Source organism: Jiangella aurantiaca, assembly GCF_004349105.1.
Taxonomy (GTDB): Bacteria; Actinomycetota; Actinomycetes; order Jiangellales; family Jiangellaceae; genus Jiangella; species Jiangella aurantiaca.
Map to the genome: position 1 here is coordinate 1 of NZ_SMLB01000080.1, position 14,994 is coordinate 14,994.

Below are 14,994 nucleotides of genomic sequence, written 5' to 3' on the forward strand. Positions count from 1 at the left end.
GGGTCAGGCGTGGGGGAGCGGGAAGAGGTTGAGGTCGTCCTCAGGTAGCGGTCGGTCGCGCCAGCCGAGCCGGACGGGTTCGTCCTGGAGCCGGCGGTGGCCGTTGAACGGGAACGCGGCCGGGAAGTTCGAGACGAGACCGGGCACGACGGTGCGGACGACCCGCAGGCCGGCGGCGGCGACGTCGGGCGTGGTGACGTCGACGGCGACGATCTCGTGGCCGGCGGTCTCGATCAATCGTCGGTAGGTGGCGAGTGACCGGTCGGGCAGGCGCGGGACGTCGCCGAGCGGCCGGCGCTCGTCGGAGGCGATCCAGGGCCGCACGGTGTCCACGGCGCGGGGGTCCAGGTGGACCTGCATCTGGCATTCCAGGTCGCCGACGTCGTGGAAATCGCGCCGGAAGTCGTCGAGGTAGCGGCGGTCGGCCCGCCACGGCTTGATGAACCCCTGCCGTTTCGCGCCGCGCCGCACCGCCTGCCAGAACAACCCGTCCGGTTCCTGCAGGTCGCGGGAGATCTCCTGCAGGGTCAGCGCCTCGGCCCACGCCTTCAGCGCCGCCTCCTCGGGGTCGTCGCGTGCGGCGAACCCGATGGCGACGGTGCGCTCGACGGTGTTCTCCACGACGCCGGCCATGACGGGGATGCCGAACGCGTTCGGCAGCGACAGCAGCCATGCCCGTTGGCCGTGCGCGGCCGGCTCGCCGTCGAACAGCGCGGCCAGCCGCGGCGGCGGATCGACGACCGGGAGCCGCTGCCGGTTGGCCCACCAGATCATCGTCGCGTCGCGCTCGACGATCTCCTCCAGCCCGGAGCGGACGGCGTCGTCGAACGTGGCGCCAGCGGCGATGCCGGCGTAGAAGGGGTAGTTGGTGGGCGGCGCGTCGGCGAACGGCCCGACGTACCAGTTGACGTAGACCACGCTGGCCGGCACCCAGACCGGCCGGTCGTGGGTGAGGGAGCGGCCGGCCACCCAGTGCACCGGCAGGTCCGGGGTGAACGGCACAAACGGGAACCCGGCCGCCGCGTACTGGGCCTCGGAGTAGAGCACCAGCGACGCCGGGTCTACCGCCTCCTCGCCGGCCGCCGCCAGCTGCTCGTACGAGGCCAGCCGGAGCCGTTCCGGGCGGACCCAGTTGCCGCAATAGCGTTCCACGCTCTCGCCGATCGCCGCCGCCTCGGCCGCGGCCGGGTCGCCGAAGACGCTGCCGCCGCAGACGGTGTTCGGCGCCCACGGGTAGATGCGGGCGAGGTCGGCGACCTCGGCCTGCACGGTGGCCAGTGCCTTCGGGATGGACGGGTGGTGGGTGACGTGCCAGGTCGCGGTGATGACGCCGAGCCGCTTGTCGCGCAGCAGGTCGGTGCCGCGGACGCGGTGATTGCGCGGCGCGAGCAGTTCCTGGTCGGGCAGCGGCAACAGCGGATGCACCGTCATCGAGGGCGCCGCCGGATCGATCTCGACCTCGTTGCCGAGCAGTGCGCACGGTCGGCCGGCCAGCCAGCGCCGTACGTCGGCGAGGAACAGCGCCACCAGCCAGGTGAGCACGTCCTCCGGTGGTGGCCGCAGCGGGCCGGCGACCGGCGGCGCCAGCAGCGCCTCGGCGATCTCCGGGCGCTGGACGGCGCAGCGGCGGCGGGCGAGCAGCTCGCGGTAGCCGGGGGTGCGGCCCGGTTCGATCGCCGGGCCGAGAAATGCGCCGGCGCGGTCCAGGTGCAGCTGGGTCCACGGCGCCTGCCGGTCGGCGCGGACCTCGTCGACGGCGAGGAGCAGCTCGGGGTCGAACCGGTCGCGCAGCACCACCAGGGGCGCCGCGGCGGTTCGAGCCAGTTCCGCGCGCAGCCGGTCGGGGTCGTCCGGCAGCGGGCGCACGTGCTCGGTGGACCGGGTCAGCGCGGCGGCGGCCCGGTGCAGGGTGGCGTCGGCGAGCACCACGACGTCGTCGATGCTCGCCACCGGCGGCGGGTCGAGGCTGCCGGTGGCGCGGAGCAGCGCGGCCAGCTCCGGCCAGACGGGCCGGTCGTGGCCGGCGGCGAGGTCGTCGAGCGCGCGCAGCAGCTCGGCAGGCGGCTTGTCGATCTCGAACAGCCGGCCGTCGGCGGTGATGAGGACCGACGCGTCGGTGCCGAGTGGCCGCACGTCCACGTTCGGGCTGGTTCTGGGGCTGGTGAGGTCGCTGAGGGTCATCTGCGGCACGTCCTCCCGGGGCTGGGGTGGCCCCGCGCGGCCGGTCGGGCCGCGCGGCCGCACGGGGCCGGAATGGTCAGCTCCAGTGGAAGCTGCCCGCCGTCGTGGCGTGGTTGTGCGGGGCGACGCTCTGCCGCTGCGTCTCCTCGATCTCACGGATCATGCCGGTTCACCTCCTCCCCTCGCCGGGTCCAGCTGGTGCCGCACCAGCCGGGCATAGACCCCGTTGGCGGCGAGCAACGACTCGTGTGTCCCGGTCTCGGCGACCCGGCCGCGGTCGAGGACGACCAGCCGGTGCGCGGTGCGGATGGTCGAGAGCCGGTGGGCGACGACGAGGGTGGTGCGCCCGGCCCGTACCCGGGCGGTGGCCAGGCCGAGGGCGCGTTCGCTCTCGGCGTCGAGGTTGGAGACCGGCTCGTCCAGGACCAGGACGGGGGTGTCGCGCAGCAGGGCTCGGGCGATGGCGACGCGCTGCCGCTGTCCGCCGGACAGCCGGGCGCCCCACTCGCCGACGACGGTGTCGTAGCCGTCGGGCAGCTCATCGACGATGAAGTCGTGCGCGAGCGCGGCCCGGGCGGCGTCCTCGATCTCCGCCCGACCGGCGTCGGGCCGGGCCAGTGCGATGTTGCTGGCGACGCTGGTGTTGAACAGGTACACGTCTTGGGGGACCACAGAGACCAGTTGGCGCAGTTCGCGGAGCGGGAGACTGCGCAGGTCGACGCCGCCGACCCGGATCGAGCCCGTCGCCGGGTCCCAGAACCGCAGCAGCAGGTGGGCCAGGGTGGACTTGCCCGCGCCGGAGTGGCCGACCAGCGCGACCGTCTCACCCTCGGCGATGTCGAACGTGACCTCGTGGACGGCGTCGGGCAGGTCGCGGCCGTACCGGAAGGTCACGCCGCGGAACGACACGTCCGTGCGCGGGGAGAGTCCAGGCGGGCGGCCGCCACGGTCGGTCACCGTGGCGGGCGCGTCGAGCAGGGCGAAGATCCGTTCCGCGGCGGCGGTGACGATGCCGAGCTCCCGTGCCGCGTCGCTGATCTTGGAGACCGGTGCGAGCGCGGCGGCGGCCAGGATCACGGCGGTGGGGAACAGCTCGGCGGCCATGGCGTCGCCGGCGACCAACGAGGCCGCGGCGCCGAGCACGATGAGGACGCCGAGTGCGACGAGCCCGTCCGTGGCCGCCTTCTCGACCCCGACGCGGCCGCCGTGGGCGAGCTGGGTGGCGTGCAGGTCGCGCGTGCGCCGGTCCAGCCGGTCGAGGAACTCCCGCTCCCGGCCGAAGGCGAGGATCTCGGCGATGCCCTGGACGCCGTCGACGGTCTCGGCGTTGACCGCGCCCAGCCGGTCACGCATCTCCTGCCCCTGGCTGGCGGCGCGCCGGCGCAACCAGGCCGGCACCGACGCCACGAGTGCGGCGACGGGCAGCAGCGCGAGTGCCGGCCCTGGGTGGATGAGTCCCAACGCCACCATCGACCCGGTGGGTACCACGACCGCGACGACGAGCGGGCTCAGCGTGTGCGCGAAGAAGACCTCGAGCCGTTCGACGTCGTCCATGGCGGTCGACGCGACATCGCCGGAGCGGCGGCCGTGCAGCAGACCGGGCGCCAGCCGCTCGAACGCGGCGAACAGCCGTTCCCGCACGGTCACCAGGACCCGGAACGCCATGTCGTGCGCGATGTGCGACTCCACCCACGCCATCACCGCGCGCGGCACGACCAGTGCGGCCAGCGCCACCAGGCCCGGCCGCAGGGCGTCGACGTCGGCGCCGGTGATGGCCGCGCCGACCAGCCAGGCGCCGACGGCGGCGCTGGCCACGGCGAGCGCCTGGTCGAGGACGCCGCTGAGGACGGCGCCGGCCAGGTGGGCGCGGTAGGGCCGGGCGATGGTCAGCAGCGGCCGGAGCCCGGTCCGGGCGGGCGCGGCGACCGGCGGGACGGCGGCCGTCATGCGGAGAGCCCCGAGCCCGAGGTACGCGTCTCAGCCGAGGGCTCCAACGTGCTGGCGGCGACCAGGCGGGCGTAGCCGGTGGAGTGTTCCAGCAGCTCGGCGTGGGTGCCGACGTCGGTGATGCGGCCGTGATCGAGCAGGACGATCCGGTCGGCGTGCTGGACGGTGGACAGCCGGTGCGCGATCGCCAAGGTCGTGCGGCCGGCTGCCAACCGGTCCAGCGCCTGCTGGATCTCGGCCTCGTTCTTGGCGTCGATGCTGGAGGTGGCCTCGTCCAGGACGAGGATCGGAGCGTCCTTGAGCAGTGCGCGGGCGATGGCGATGCGCTGCCGCTCGCCGCCGGAGAGGGTGGCGCCGCGTTCGCCGACGACGGTGTCGTAGCCGTGCGGCAGCCGCTGGATGAACTGGTGTGCTCCGGCGGCGCGGGCGGCGTCCTCGAGCCGGCTCTGATCGGCGCCGGGATCGCCGACCAGCAGGTTGTCGCGGACCGAGCCGTGGAACAGGTACGTCGCCTGGGCGACGACCGCGATGCGGCGGCGCAGCTCGGGGATCGCCAGGTGCCGCAGGTCGATGCCGCCGAGGGTGATCCCGCCGTCCTGGGCGTCGAAGAACCGCAGCAGCAACGCGACCAGCGTGCTCTTGCCTGCCCCGGAGCGGCCGACGAACGCGACCGTCTCGCCCTCGTCGATGTGGATCGACAGGTTGCGCACGGCGGGCCGGCCGGGGGTGTAGGCGAAGGTGACGTTCTCGAAGGTGACCGATCCGGATCGTGGGGCGGGCGCGGGTTCGCGGGGGTCGTGCACCGCCGGCTCCGCGTCGAGCAGCTCGAACACCCCGGCCGCCGCCGACAGCGCCGGGTAGGCCGAGTGGTAGGCCTTCTGCAGCTCTTCCAGCGGCCGGAACGCCTCACGGGCCAGCAACAGGACGAGCAACAGGTCGAAAACGCCCAGCGCTCCCTGGGCCAGCCGCACCGCGCCCAGGCCGACCGCCAGCGCGATCCCGCCGCTGGAGAGCAGGCCCATCGCGCCGGTGCGCAGGTTGGCCACGGCGACGAACCGGATCGAGGCCCGATAGAAGTCCCACGACTCGCGGGCCAGCTCACGGCCGCGGCCGGCGCTGGCGTCGAACGCCTTCAACGTGGTCATGCCCTGCAGGACGTCGAGATGGTCCGCGCCGAGCCGCCGCCACTGCGACCAGAACCAGCTCGACCGCTCGGCCTGCAGGCGGCGCGCGAGCAGCGGCGTCGCCGCGATCGCGAGCGCACCGGCCAGCAACGTCAGCCCGATGACCGGATCCACCACGAGCAGTCCGGCGAGGATGCCGGCCGCGCCCAGCGCGGCGCCGGCGAACTGGGCGGCGAACCGGCTGAAGTAGACGTCGAGCTTCTCGACGCCGTCGACGACGGTGGCCTGGACCGCGCCGGTGCGGCTGCCCTGAACGTAGGCCGGACCGAGCTCGAACAGCTTGGTGTAGAGCCGCCGCCGCAGCCGCGACTTGAGCGCCGCGCCGGTCGCGACCGCGGTCAGCTCGCGCAGCCACAGCAGTACGGACCGTACGGCCACCAGCGCGACGGCGGCCACCAGGTGCCCCGCGATGGCGCTCCACTCGGCGCCGGTGAAGATCCGCTCCACTGCCGAGGCGATCACGATGCCCTGTCCCACGTAGGTCCCGGTGACCGCGAGGGTCATCAGCGTTCCCAGCGCCATCCAGCCGCGCACGCCCGCCGACAGCCTGAGCAGGCGCGGTGTGACCGGTGCGACGGCGTCACCTGGCCCGGCTGTGCGGCCGGCTTCCGACTCGCGAGTCGCAGCGGCGACCCGGCGGCTGTCGAAAGCGATTCTCATGTTCATGTAGCAAAGCGGATCAAGCCGTGGTGCGCAAGGGGTGCGGCCGGTCTTGTCGGATTCGCACTCTCGCCGCTACTGTCGGGCGGCAACGAATGAGAGTGGTTCTCGTTCGCGTTCAGGGATGGGTGCGTGGTGATGCGATCGACGACGTGGGCACTCCGGATGGGCGCCGGCCTGGCCGCCGTGGTGCTGGCCGCGGCCTGCGGGTCATCGAGCGACGCCGACGGTCAGCAGCCGGGCGGCACCAGTGACGCCGAGCCGGCGGCCGGCGAAGCGACGGCACCGTCGGGTAACCCGATCGGGTGCCTCGATGACTACCAGGAGGGCGTCGACTACTTCCCCGACAAGGTCAGCGCCGAGCATGCCGGCGGCTGGGACGTCCGCTACGAGGACCACTACAAGGTGCTGACCACCACCGTGACCGCGGCCGGCGGCCACGCCGGTGCGTCTGACCGGGTGATCGACAGCACCTACGTCCTGCTGCAGTGCGGTGCCCCGGAGCCGGAGCTCACCGGCGACCTCGCCGGCGCCACCGTCGTCGAGATCCCCAGCGAGACGTTCGTCGACGGAGGCAGCGTCCTGTACGCCTCGGTCGAGAAGCTCGGCATCGCCGACACGCTGGTCGGTTCGGCCGAGCCGTTCATCGGCGACGTCGAGGCCCCGTACCTGCCGGAGGTGGCGCAGCGGATCCAGTCCGGCGCGGTCGCCGAGATCGGTTACGAGGTCAACTACGAGCTCCTGGCCGAGACCGATCCGGACTTCTACACCAACTACGCCGGCGACGACGCGATGTTCGGCCAGATCGACCAGCTCGGGATCCCGATCGTCTTCTACTTCCCCTACACCGAGACCCCGCTCGGCGCCGCCGAGCAGGTGAAGTTCCTGTCGCTGTTCTTCAACCTCGAGGCGGCCGCCAACGAGATCTTCGACCCGATCGAGCAGCGCTACGTGGAGCTGCGCGAGCAGGTCGCCGACGTCGCGTCCCGGCCGAGCGTGCTGATCGGCGTCGTCGGCGACGGCGGCGACGTGACCACCCGCGAGAACCAGCGGTTCGAGCCGCAGCTGGTCCGCGAGGCCGGCGGCGAGCCGGTGCCCGACCTCGACGGCGGCGGCATCGCCACCGTCTCGCTCGAGCAGTTCCTGGACGACGGCGCCGACGCCGACGTCTGGCTCGACCTCACCTTCTTCCCGTCGCACGAGACCGCCGCCGACTACGTGGCGGCCGACCCCCGGCTGGCCACCCTGGGCCCGCTGTCGAACGGCGGGACGTACCACCGGGTCGGGCCGCGCGGGTCGGACTACTTCCTCAGCGGCGCCGTCGACGTCGACCTGATGCTGGCCGACATGGTCAGCGTCCTGCACCCGGACGTTCTGCCCGGTCATGATCTCGCCTTCCTCGCTCACGTCCCCAGCTGAGCGGGTGACGCCGCCCCCGGCCGGCGACGGCCGCGGGCGGCGCGTCGTCGGCTCGCGCCAGGCCGCGGTGCTCACCGTCCTCGCCGTCCTGGCGGTGCTCAGCTTCCTGGCCACGCTGGCCTGGGGCTCGGTGGCCATCCCGCTCGGCGACGTGGTGGCGATCCTCGGCGGGGAGGAGGCGAGCCGGCGCACGTGGGAGGCCATCGTCATGGACCTGCGGTTGCCGCGGGCGATCACCGCCGTGTTCGCCGGCGTCGCGACGGCGCTCGCCGGGCTGGTGATGCAGACGCTGTTCCGCAACGCCCTGGCCGAACCGTACGTGCTGGGCGTCACCTCCGGCGCCAGCCTCGGTGTCGGGCTGGTCCTGCTGCCGCAGGGCGCCACGGCCGGCCTCGGCGCGGCGCTGCTGGCCGCGTTCGCCCCGCTGGCGAGCATCGGCGTGGTGGCCGCCGCCGCGATCGGGGCGCTCGCCGTGCTGCTCCTGATGTCCGCCGTGGCCGCGCGGGTGCAGAACCTCGTCATCGTCCTCGTCGCCGGCATCATGGTGAGCGCGTTCCTCACCGCGATCGTCAACGTGCTGGTGTTCTTCGCCCGGCCCGAGGCCGTCGTCGCGTTCACCGCCTGGCAGTTCGGCACGTTCCAGGGCGTCACCATGGCGCAGCTGCCGGTGCTGGGCGGCACCGTCGCGCTCGGCGTCCTCCTGCTCGCCCTGAGCACCAAGCAGCTGAACGCATCACTGCTCGGCGAGCGCTACGCACAGAGCATGGGCATGTCCGTGCGCCGGTTACGGCTGCTCGCCATGGCCAGCACCGCGCTGCTCGCCGGTGCCGTCACCGCCTTCGCCGGCCCGATCGCGTTCCTCGGCATCGCCGCGCCGCACCTGGCCCGCGGCCTGCTCGGCTCGGCCGACCACCGCGTGCTCATCCCCGGCACCGCCCTGGTGGGCGCCGTCGTCGCGCTCGCCGCCGGCGTGTTCGCCCAGCTCCCGGGCACCGACGCGGTGCTCCCGCTCAACGCCGCCCTCGCCCTGATCGGCGCGCCGGTCGTGCTGCGGGTCCTGCTGCGCCTGAACCGCACCGGCGCCGGGTTCACGGTATGAGCCGGCACACGACGGCGCCCGTCCTCGTCGCCGATCGGGTGAGCGTCGGCTACGGCCGCCCGCCCCGCCACGCCCGCGCCGTCCTCACCGGCATCGACGCCACTCTGCATGCCGGCGAATTGGCCTGTCTCGTCGGACCCAATGGCGCCGGCAAATCCACCCTGCTGCGCAGCCTGGCCCGGTTCCAGCCGCTGCTCGCCGGTGACGTCCGCGTCGACGGCGTCTCCATCGCCGGATACACGGCCCGCGACCTCGCCCGCAAGATCGCCGTCGTCCTCACCGACCGCGTCGCCGCCGGACAGTTGCGCGCGTACGACGTCGTCGCGCTCGGCCGCTACCCGCACACCGGCTGGGCCGGCCGGCTCGACCGCGACGACCACGCCGTCGTCGACCGCTGCCTCACCGACACCGGCGCCACCCACCTGGCCGACCGCCCCATGTCCGAGCTCAGCGACGGCGAACGGCAGCGCATCATGATCGCCCGGGCGCTGGCCCAGGAGCCGCACGCCCTGCTGCTCGACGAGCCCAGCGCCTTCCTCGATGTCCGCGGCCGGCTGGAGCTCACCACCCTGCTGCTGTCGCTGACCCACGACCACGGCCTGGCCGTGCTCATGTCCACCCACGACCTGGAGCACATGATGCGCCACGCCGACCAGGTCTGGCTCGTCACCGGCGGCGGCCTGCGCGTCGGCGCACCGGAGGACCTCGGCCTGGACGGCAGCCTGCAACGCGCTCTCGCCGGCGACGCCGTCTTCGACCCGGTCACCGGAGCCTTCCAGACCGGGCGCCGACCGACGGGCCGGGTCCGGCTCATCGGCGACGGCGCGACCATGCACTGGACCCGGAGAGCCCTCGACCGAGCCGGCTACCTCGCCGCCGACGACGCCACCATCGACGTCATCTGCGTCTCCGGCAACGGACAACCAGCCTGGCTGCTCCGCGGTGATGGCCGTCAACACACGGCCGACTCGCTGGCCGCACTCGTGGCGCTCCTGCGCCGACCTGACTGACTTTTCCGGCCGCAATCGGAAATTCTTGACCCTACCCCCCGGAAACCCATCAATTAGCCCTAATGCTTGGCGGCGGGCGACGACGCGGGCAGGACGACTGATGAGAGGGCGGGCGGGATGGTGGGTCAGCCATGGGCTCTGGACGGGCACGGCGAGGACTTCAGGCTGCTGACCACGCTCGGGCTGACCCACGTCGAGACCGAGGTCTACGTCGCTCTGCTGGGCCAGGGCCCGATGCCGGCCAAGGCGATCTGTGAGAACGTGCACCACGCGCAGTCGTCGGTCTACCTCGCTCTTCGCGCCCTGATCGACAAGGGTGTCGTCGAAGGCGGCGGCGGTTACAGCGCGAGGTATCACGCGGTTCCTCCGCGCCGGGCACTGCAGGCCCTGCTGGACCATGCGGCGCAGGAGATGCGCCGGCGGCCCGGCGTACGAGATCGGCGTCAACGCCGGCGGACCCGGCCACACCGACACCGGCGGGCGGTCGTGGCACGCCGACCAGCCCTACACGGCCGCGACCGGCTGGGGCTGGGTCGGCTCCGGCAGCACCTCGAGCACGATCGTGGACATCGGCGGTACCGACGAGGACATCCTGTTCCAGCACCAACGGACGGGAGCGTTCAGCTACCGGTTCGACGACGTGCCCGCCGGCAGCTACCAGATCGAGCTGGGCTTCGCCGAGCACGCCGCCGGCTACCGGCCCGGCCGGCGAGTGTTCGACGTCAGCGTCAACGGCCGGTACGTCCTCACCGCCCACGACATCGCAGCTGAGGTCGGCAGCCGGCACGCCAACGTCGAGACCATCACCGTCGACCACCCAGGCGGACCGCTGGTCGTCCAGTTCCATCCACGAAGCGCTACCAGGAGCCCGTCGTCAACACCCTGCGCATCACAGAACGCTGACGTGCGCGCCGCTGGCGCGCCGGTCAGTGCTCGTCGTAGTGGTCGCCGTGCGAGGCGTGCCGGTGCGAGCCGTGCAGGTAGTCGACGTGGTCGCCGTGGTCGACGGTGTCGTGACCGCAGTCGGGACCGTGGTCGTGGTCATGCGCTCCATCCACGACGTGGACCTCCGCACGGTGTTCGTCGGCGTGGTCTTCGTGGGTGTGGTGAAGGTGGCCGTCGTGCAGATAGTCGACGTGGCCGTCATGCTCCACGGCGGCATGGCCACAATCGGGGGCATGGTGGTGGGCGTGTTCGGCGTGGACCTCATGGGTGACGGTCATGGTGGAGATGCTCCTTCCAGACTGGCGTCGCTCTGCGCTGGCCGATCAGGTCGACCCGGTCACGCACGAGCACGCGCCCGGCGACGCCAGCACCCGTCACGAGTCGACAGTGGGGCACCGTCGCGGCTTCTGCGCACACACGAACGACACTAGAACCGGCACACCCACCGATCAACTGGATCGGTACGACGCAGCTCAGCGTGCTTCCGAGCGCACTGTTCGTACGGCGGCCCCTGCTCTGGAGACAAGGCGAAGGTAGGTGGTCAGCGGGGCCGGAGCCGCGGCGAGGAGTCGGCGGACTCACGATGGCGATCGGGAGGCCCGCGATAGGCCGCGTTGGTGGCCTCGGGCGCCCAGCTGTGCAGGAGCCAGGGGTTGGCTACGGCGCCGGACGGAATCGGCTCTGGAGTGCTCGTGACGTCGACCGCGGCGGCGAACCGTGGCTCGAAGCAGCTACGCACCTGGAATTCCGGGGGCAGGGCCGCCATGATGTAGTCGCTCGTTTCATGGTTCCGTTGCGGGATGTATCCCGGCTTGCCGTCCGGACCTAGCATGACCAGGGCGAACCTAGGCGTTCGGTGCGCGGTCACACCTGCCGAGCTGATCAGCCCGGAGCGACCGTCACGCCTGGGCCGGGCAGCACCTCGATGTCGGTGATGTGCAGCTCGGCGCCGCACTCGGAGCAGCGCAGCTCCGCATGGCAGAGCTGTCCGCAGGCCCGGTGACGGTGGAGGACGGGCGGTCCGTCGTCGCCGGCCAGCCACCGATCGCCCCAGCGCCGCATGGCCAGGAGTACGTCACAGAGCTCGGCGCCCTTCGTGGTCAGGGCGTATTCATAGCGGGGCGGACGCTCGGAGTACTGCCGCCGCTCGAGCACGCCGTTCTCGGCCAGCCAGCGGAGCCGCTGGGTCAGCACCTTGGTGGAGATGCCCAGGTCGGCCCGGATCTGGTCGAACCGGGTCATCCCGACCCACACGTCGCGCAGGATCAATGGCGTCCACGGCTCTCCGAACACGTCGAGCGTGCGGGCGATTGAGCAGGGCATCCCGGCGAACTTCGTGCGTTGCATTCGGGCAGTCTACGTCGGTCCCTTCCCTGAGGGAAGGTAGTGCTAGTGTCCCGGAAGTAGTGAGTTCCCTGAAGTAAGTAACCAATGGAGGAGTCATGGCGGAGAGAGTCCCGGCCAGCGCGGTGAACGTGACCGAGACCTGGGAAGACAACGTCCTGAAGCACGGCGAGCCGACGAACGTGATCGCGTGGGAAGACGTTCGCGACCGCATTGCCAGAGCCAGTGACTATTGGGTGTCGACGGTGCGGGCGAGCGGTGCACCGCATGTCCGTCCCGTGTTCGCGGTGTGGGTCGACGGACTGCTGGTCTCGACCACCAACGGCACCCGGGCCAAGGCCCGCAACCTCGAGACCAACCCCCGCGTCTCGTTCACGACCCGTGTCGACGGCATCGACGTGGTCGTCGAGGGCCGGGCCGAGTTCGTTACCGACGAGGAGCTGCTGGAGCGGATCGCGGAGGCGTACCGGAGCAAGTACGGCTGGCCACTGGAGATCCGCGACGGCGAGGCATACCACGCCCCCTTCGCCGCCCCGGCCGCCGGTCCGCCGCCGTTCCGGCCGTACGCCGTGACGCCTCAGACGGTCTACGCCATGGGCGTCACCGACGAGCTCGCGCCCAGGACCACCAAGTACACCTTCTGACCTGCGACGACACGATCAACCGGATCGGTACGACGCGACTCAGCGGGCGCTGCTGAGCGCATTGCAGCTCTGGCGAGCCGCACGTCAGTACTCGTAGGGTTCGATCGGCTGAGGAACGGGGTGACCCGTTCAGCGACGAGCAGCGGCGGCTCGGAGCCGACCGTTCCGGGCTGGTGCCCGTCTCGCGGCTGCCACCGGCCTTCGATCTCCAGCCACGTGTCCGCGGCTCGTGCCTGGTCCCCGACCACCTCGATGGTCAGGGCAGTGGCGTCGGCGGCGCAGCAGTTGACCGCGAACCTGGTGAGCAGGTATCTGCCATCGGCATCCCCGTCATCGTCGAGCGGGGTGACGAAGCCGACCAGTCGTACTCGCGTTCCCTCCAGGGACGTCTCCTGGTCGTAGAGGGCACGCTGCACGTACTCGCGAATGGAGAGGTCGACGGCGCCTTCGTGTGGTTGCGGCAGCTCGGTGAAGCCGACCGGCGACATGGCCGGCGGCGCGGTCCCTTGCCGTGCCGCGGCGAACGACCCGAGCGGGGCCGGCGCGACGAGCAGCAGCGTGAGCAGTGGTATCGCCAACATCCAGGCCACGCCGGGCGCGTGGTCGTGGTGTGCGACGTCGGCGTCAGGCGTAGGCCGGTAGGCCCGGCGCAGGGCGTACGCGCCGAGGACGGCCAGACAGCTGCCGGCCAGCAGGAGCGCAGGCTGCAGTCCCGGCCTGACGTAGGCCAGCGCGGCGTCGGTGATGCCGAGACGGATGGAGACCGCGGCGACGGCGAGGAGCAGGATCGCCTGGGTGCGCTCGTCCATGGTCCTCACAGCAGCCACCACCCGACGGCGAGGGCGCTGACCATGGCAGTGACGAAAGTCAGCGGCGCGAAGCGGAGCGCGAAACCACGGCCGAAGACGCCGCCTGCAGCGCCAGAATGACGAGGCCACCAACCAGGACCGCCGTCCGCCGCCCTGTCCGCCACCTGCCCCCGTCAGCACGCCGATCGATCGCTGGAACAGTCGTGGTCATGGACTCCCTCAGCTCTGTAGTTCTGCAACCGTGGACGACGTCAATGCGCCGGCCGAGCGTAACAGATGATGAGAATAGATATCATTAGGTCATTGCCTGGTGCATGTCGGACATGGAGCCTCATGCGAGGTCTGCCCGGATCTCCAATGCCTAGCGATCGGAACGCCGGCTCGGTACGCGAGGTGCCGGTAGGACGGCGCGTCGACGACGCACAGATCCGGGCGGGCGCCGACACGGAGGTGGCCGACGTCTGGCCGGCGCAGGGCCTGAGCACCGCCGAGAGTGGCCGCGCCGAGTGCCTCGGCCGGTGTCATGCCCATCTCGTGTACCGCGAGGGCGATGCACCACGGCATGGAGGTGCTGTAGCAGGTGCCGGGGTTGCAGTCGGTGGCGAGCGCGACGGTGACGCCGGCGTCGAGCAGCCGCCGGGCGTCCGGGTACGGAGACCGGGTGGAGAACTCGACTCCGGGCAGTAGCGTCGCCACCGGCCCGCTGTCGCGGGCGGCAGCGGCCAGGGCGTCGACGTCGTCGTCGGTGAGGAAGGTGCAGTGGTCGACGCTGGCGGCGCCGAGCTCGACGGCGAGGGCAACGCCGGGACCGGGGCCGAGCTGTCCGGCGTGCACGCGCAGCTCGAGGCCGGCGTGGGCCGCGGCTTCGAGGATGGTCCGGGACTCGTCGCCGTCGAAGGCCGCGAGGGAGCGGGGCTCGCAGAACACGTCGGCCCAGCGGGCGTGCGGAGCGCACGCGTCGAGCATGGGGCCGGTGGCGAGCTCGACGTACGCGGCCCGGTCGGCGGCGAACTCTGGCGGGACCACGTGGCCGCCGAGGAACGTCGTCTCGGGTGTCAGCTCGCGCGCGATGCGGAGCAGGCGCGCCTCGTCGGCGACGGTGAGTCCGTAGCCGCTCTTGATCTCGACAGTGGTCGTGCCCTGGGCCCGCAGCTCCGCCAGCAGCCGTCGGCCGTTCGCCATCAGCCGGGCGTCATCGGCGGCGCGTGTAGCGGCGATGGTGGTGGCGATGCCGCCGCCGTCGTAGCGTTCGCCGGTCATCCTGGCCTCGAACTCGCGGGCTCGGTCGCCGGCGAAGACGAGGTGGGTGTGGGAGTCGACGAATCCCGGGATGACGGCGCGGCCGGCGACGTCGATTCGTCGGTCGGCGGCCGGAGCGCTGGTGGCTGGGCCAGTCCACAGCACGGCGTCGTCATCGACGACGATGGCGGCGTTCTCGACGGTGCCGAGGCCAGGTCCGTGCGTGGGATCGTGCGTGACCAGTTCGGCGATGCCGGTGACCAGCGTGGTCGTCATGTCCCGTCCCACAGCGGCGTGATCGCGGTGTGCAGCAGTTCCGGCACATGCCCGATGACGTGTGTTCCGCCGCTGACGATGGTGCGGCCGGCGACGATGACGGTGTCGATGTCTTGGGCGCCGGCGGCGAAGATCAGGTGGGCGGGGTCGGCGCCGGTGGTGTGGACGGTGTCGGTGCGGACGGCGACGAGGTCGGCCGCCGCGCCCGGGGCGAGGCGGCCGTTGCCGGGCCAGCCG

General features: G+C 72.1%; 11 protein-coding genes and 3 pseudogenes. 6 read left to right on the forward strand and 8 right to left on the reverse strand.

The window, feature by feature from the left end; translation table 11 throughout:
* Positions 1-3: 3 nt before the first annotated feature.
* The 3 genes from E1262_RS29410 to E1262_RS29420 all read right to left on the reverse strand — a co-directional run bounded on the left by E1262_RS29410 (position 4) and on the right by E1262_RS29420 (position 5,978).
* Complete coding sequence (locus E1262_RS29410) at positions 4-2,181, reverse strand: YcaO-like family protein (RefSeq protein ID WP_132107897.1); 2,178 nt, start codon at positions 2,179-2,181, stop codon at positions 4-6.
* Between the two features lie 159 nt (positions 2,182-2,340).
* Positions 2,341-4,128: a thiol reductant ABC exporter subunit CydC gene (gene cydC, locus E1262_RS29415; RefSeq protein WP_132107898.1), complete on the reverse strand. Its 1,788-nt coding sequence runs from the start codon at positions 4,126-4,128 to the stop codon at positions 2,341-2,343.
* Positions 4,125-5,978 (reverse strand): ABC transporter ATP-binding protein/permease, encoded by a 1,854-nt coding sequence (locus tag E1262_RS29420; RefSeq protein WP_132107899.1) that lies wholly within the window; start codon positions 5,976-5,978, stop codon positions 4,125-4,127. Before E1262_RS29420 ends, cydC begins: the two co-directional genes overlap by 4 nt.
* Positions 5,979-6,110: 132 nt before the next feature.
* Here E1262_RS29420 and E1262_RS29425 point away from each other — a divergent pair, with 132 nt between their 5' ends.
* From E1262_RS29425 to E1262_RS32275, 5 genes and pseudogenes are all read left to right on the forward strand, one after another.
* Positions 6,111-7,391: an ABC transporter substrate-binding protein gene (locus E1262_RS29425; RefSeq protein WP_238993110.1), complete on the forward strand. Its 1,281-nt coding sequence runs from the start codon at positions 6,111-6,113 to the stop codon at positions 7,389-7,391.
* Between the two features lie 4 nt (positions 7,392-7,395).
* Positions 7,396-8,490: a FecCD family ABC transporter permease gene (locus tag E1262_RS29430; RefSeq protein WP_203454706.1), complete on the forward strand. Its 1,095-nt coding sequence runs from the start codon at positions 7,396-7,398 to the stop codon at positions 8,488-8,490.
* On the forward strand, positions 8,487-9,500 hold the full coding sequence (locus tag E1262_RS29435) for an ABC transporter ATP-binding protein (RefSeq protein ID WP_132107902.1): 1,014 nt from the start codon (positions 8,487-8,489) through the stop codon (positions 9,498-9,500). The genes E1262_RS29430 and E1262_RS29435 overlap by 4 nt, the downstream gene beginning before the upstream one ends.
* Positions 9,501-9,617: 117 nt before the next feature.
* Positions 9,618-9,857, forward strand: a pseudogene (locus E1262_RS32270) (helix-turn-helix domain-containing protein); the annotation flags it as partial.
* A gap of 40 nt (positions 9,858-9,897) precedes the next feature.
* Positions 9,898-10,320, forward strand: a pseudogene (locus tag E1262_RS32275) (malectin domain-containing carbohydrate-binding protein); the annotation flags it as partial.
* Positions 10,321-10,426: 106 nt separating this feature from the next.
* On the opposite strand, the gene E1262_RS29445 reads toward E1262_RS32275, so the two are convergent.
* Together E1262_RS29445 and E1262_RS29450 are read right to left on the reverse strand one after the other, a co-directional pair.
* Entirely contained in the window at positions 10,427-10,723 is a 297-nt protein-coding gene (locus E1262_RS29445; RefSeq protein ID WP_132107904.1) for a hypothetical protein, read from the reverse strand.
* A 604-nt stretch (positions 10,724-11,327) separates the two neighbouring features.
* The gene (locus E1262_RS29450) at positions 11,328-11,792 is read right to left on the reverse strand and encodes a winged helix-turn-helix transcriptional regulator (protein WP_132107905.1); all 465 of its coding nucleotides are present in this window, start codon (positions 11,790-11,792) and stop codon (positions 11,328-11,330) included.
* A gap of 95 nt (positions 11,793-11,887) precedes the next feature.
* On the opposite strand from E1262_RS29450, the gene E1262_RS29455 reads away from it, so the two are divergent.
* A complete protein-coding gene (locus E1262_RS29455; protein WP_132107906.1) occupies positions 11,888-12,433 on the forward strand; it encodes a pyridoxamine 5'-phosphate oxidase family protein in 546 nt (181 codons plus the stop codon).
* On the opposite strand, the gene E1262_RS29460 is transcribed toward E1262_RS29455, so the two are convergent.
* The 3 genes and pseudogenes from E1262_RS29460 to E1262_RS30695 all read right to left on the reverse strand — a co-directional run.
* Positions 12,376-13,242 (reverse strand): TIGR03943 family putative permease subunit, encoded by an 867-nt coding sequence (locus E1262_RS29460; RefSeq protein ID WP_132107907.1) that lies wholly within the window; start codon positions 13,240-13,242, stop codon positions 12,376-12,378. The genes E1262_RS29455 and E1262_RS29460 overlap by 58 nt on opposite strands.
* Before the next feature lie 300 nt (positions 13,243-13,542).
* A complete protein-coding gene (gene hutI, locus E1262_RS29465) occupies positions 13,543-14,757 on the reverse strand; it encodes an imidazolonepropionase (protein WP_132107908.1) in 1,215 nt (404 codons plus the stop codon).
* Positions 14,754-14,994 (reverse strand): annotated as a pseudogene (locus tag E1262_RS30695) (formimidoylglutamate deiminase); the annotation flags it as partial. The pseudogene E1262_RS30695 and the gene hutI, both read right to left, overlap by 4 nt.

What these genes read in the sequence shown, in the direction of transcription:
- E1262_RS29410 (WP_132107897.1), bottom strand. Translation starts at nt 2,181, where the DNA reads ATGACCCTCAGCGACCTCACCAGCCCCAGAACCAGCCCGAACGTGGAC.
- cydC (WP_132107898.1), bottom strand. Translation starts at nt 4,128, where the DNA reads ATGACGGCCGCCGTCCCGCCGGTCGCCGCGCCCGCCCGGACCGGGCTC.
- E1262_RS29420 (WP_132107899.1), bottom strand. Translation starts at nt 5,978, where the DNA reads ATGAACATGAGAATCGCTTTCGACAGCCGCCGGGTCGCCGCTGCGACT.
- E1262_RS29425 (WP_238993110.1), top strand. Translation starts at nt 6,111, where the DNA reads ATGCGATCGACGACGTGGGCACTCCGGATGGGCGCCGGCCTGGCCGCC.
- E1262_RS29435 (WP_132107902.1), top strand. Translation starts at nt 8,487, where the DNA reads ATGAGCCGGCACACGACGGCGCCCGTCCTCGTCGCCGATCGGGTGAGC.
- E1262_RS29445 (WP_132107904.1), bottom strand. Translation starts at nt 10,723, where the DNA reads ATGACCGTCACCCATGAGGTCCACGCCGAACACGCCCACCACCATGCC.
- E1262_RS29450 (WP_132107905.1), bottom strand. Translation starts at nt 11,792, where the DNA reads ATGCAACGCACGAAGTTCGCCGGGATGCCCTGCTCAATCGCCCGCACG.
- E1262_RS29455 (WP_132107906.1), top strand. Translation starts at nt 11,888, where the DNA reads ATGGCGGAGAGAGTCCCGGCCAGCGCGGTGAACGTGACCGAGACCTGG.
- E1262_RS29460 (WP_132107907.1), bottom strand. Translation starts at nt 13,242, where the DNA reads ATGGACGAGCGCACCCAGGCGATCCTGCTCCTCGCCGTCGCCGCGGTC.
- hutI (WP_132107908.1), bottom strand. Translation starts at nt 14,757, where the DNA reads ATGACGACCACGCTGGTCACCGGCATCGCCGAACTGGTCACGCACGAT.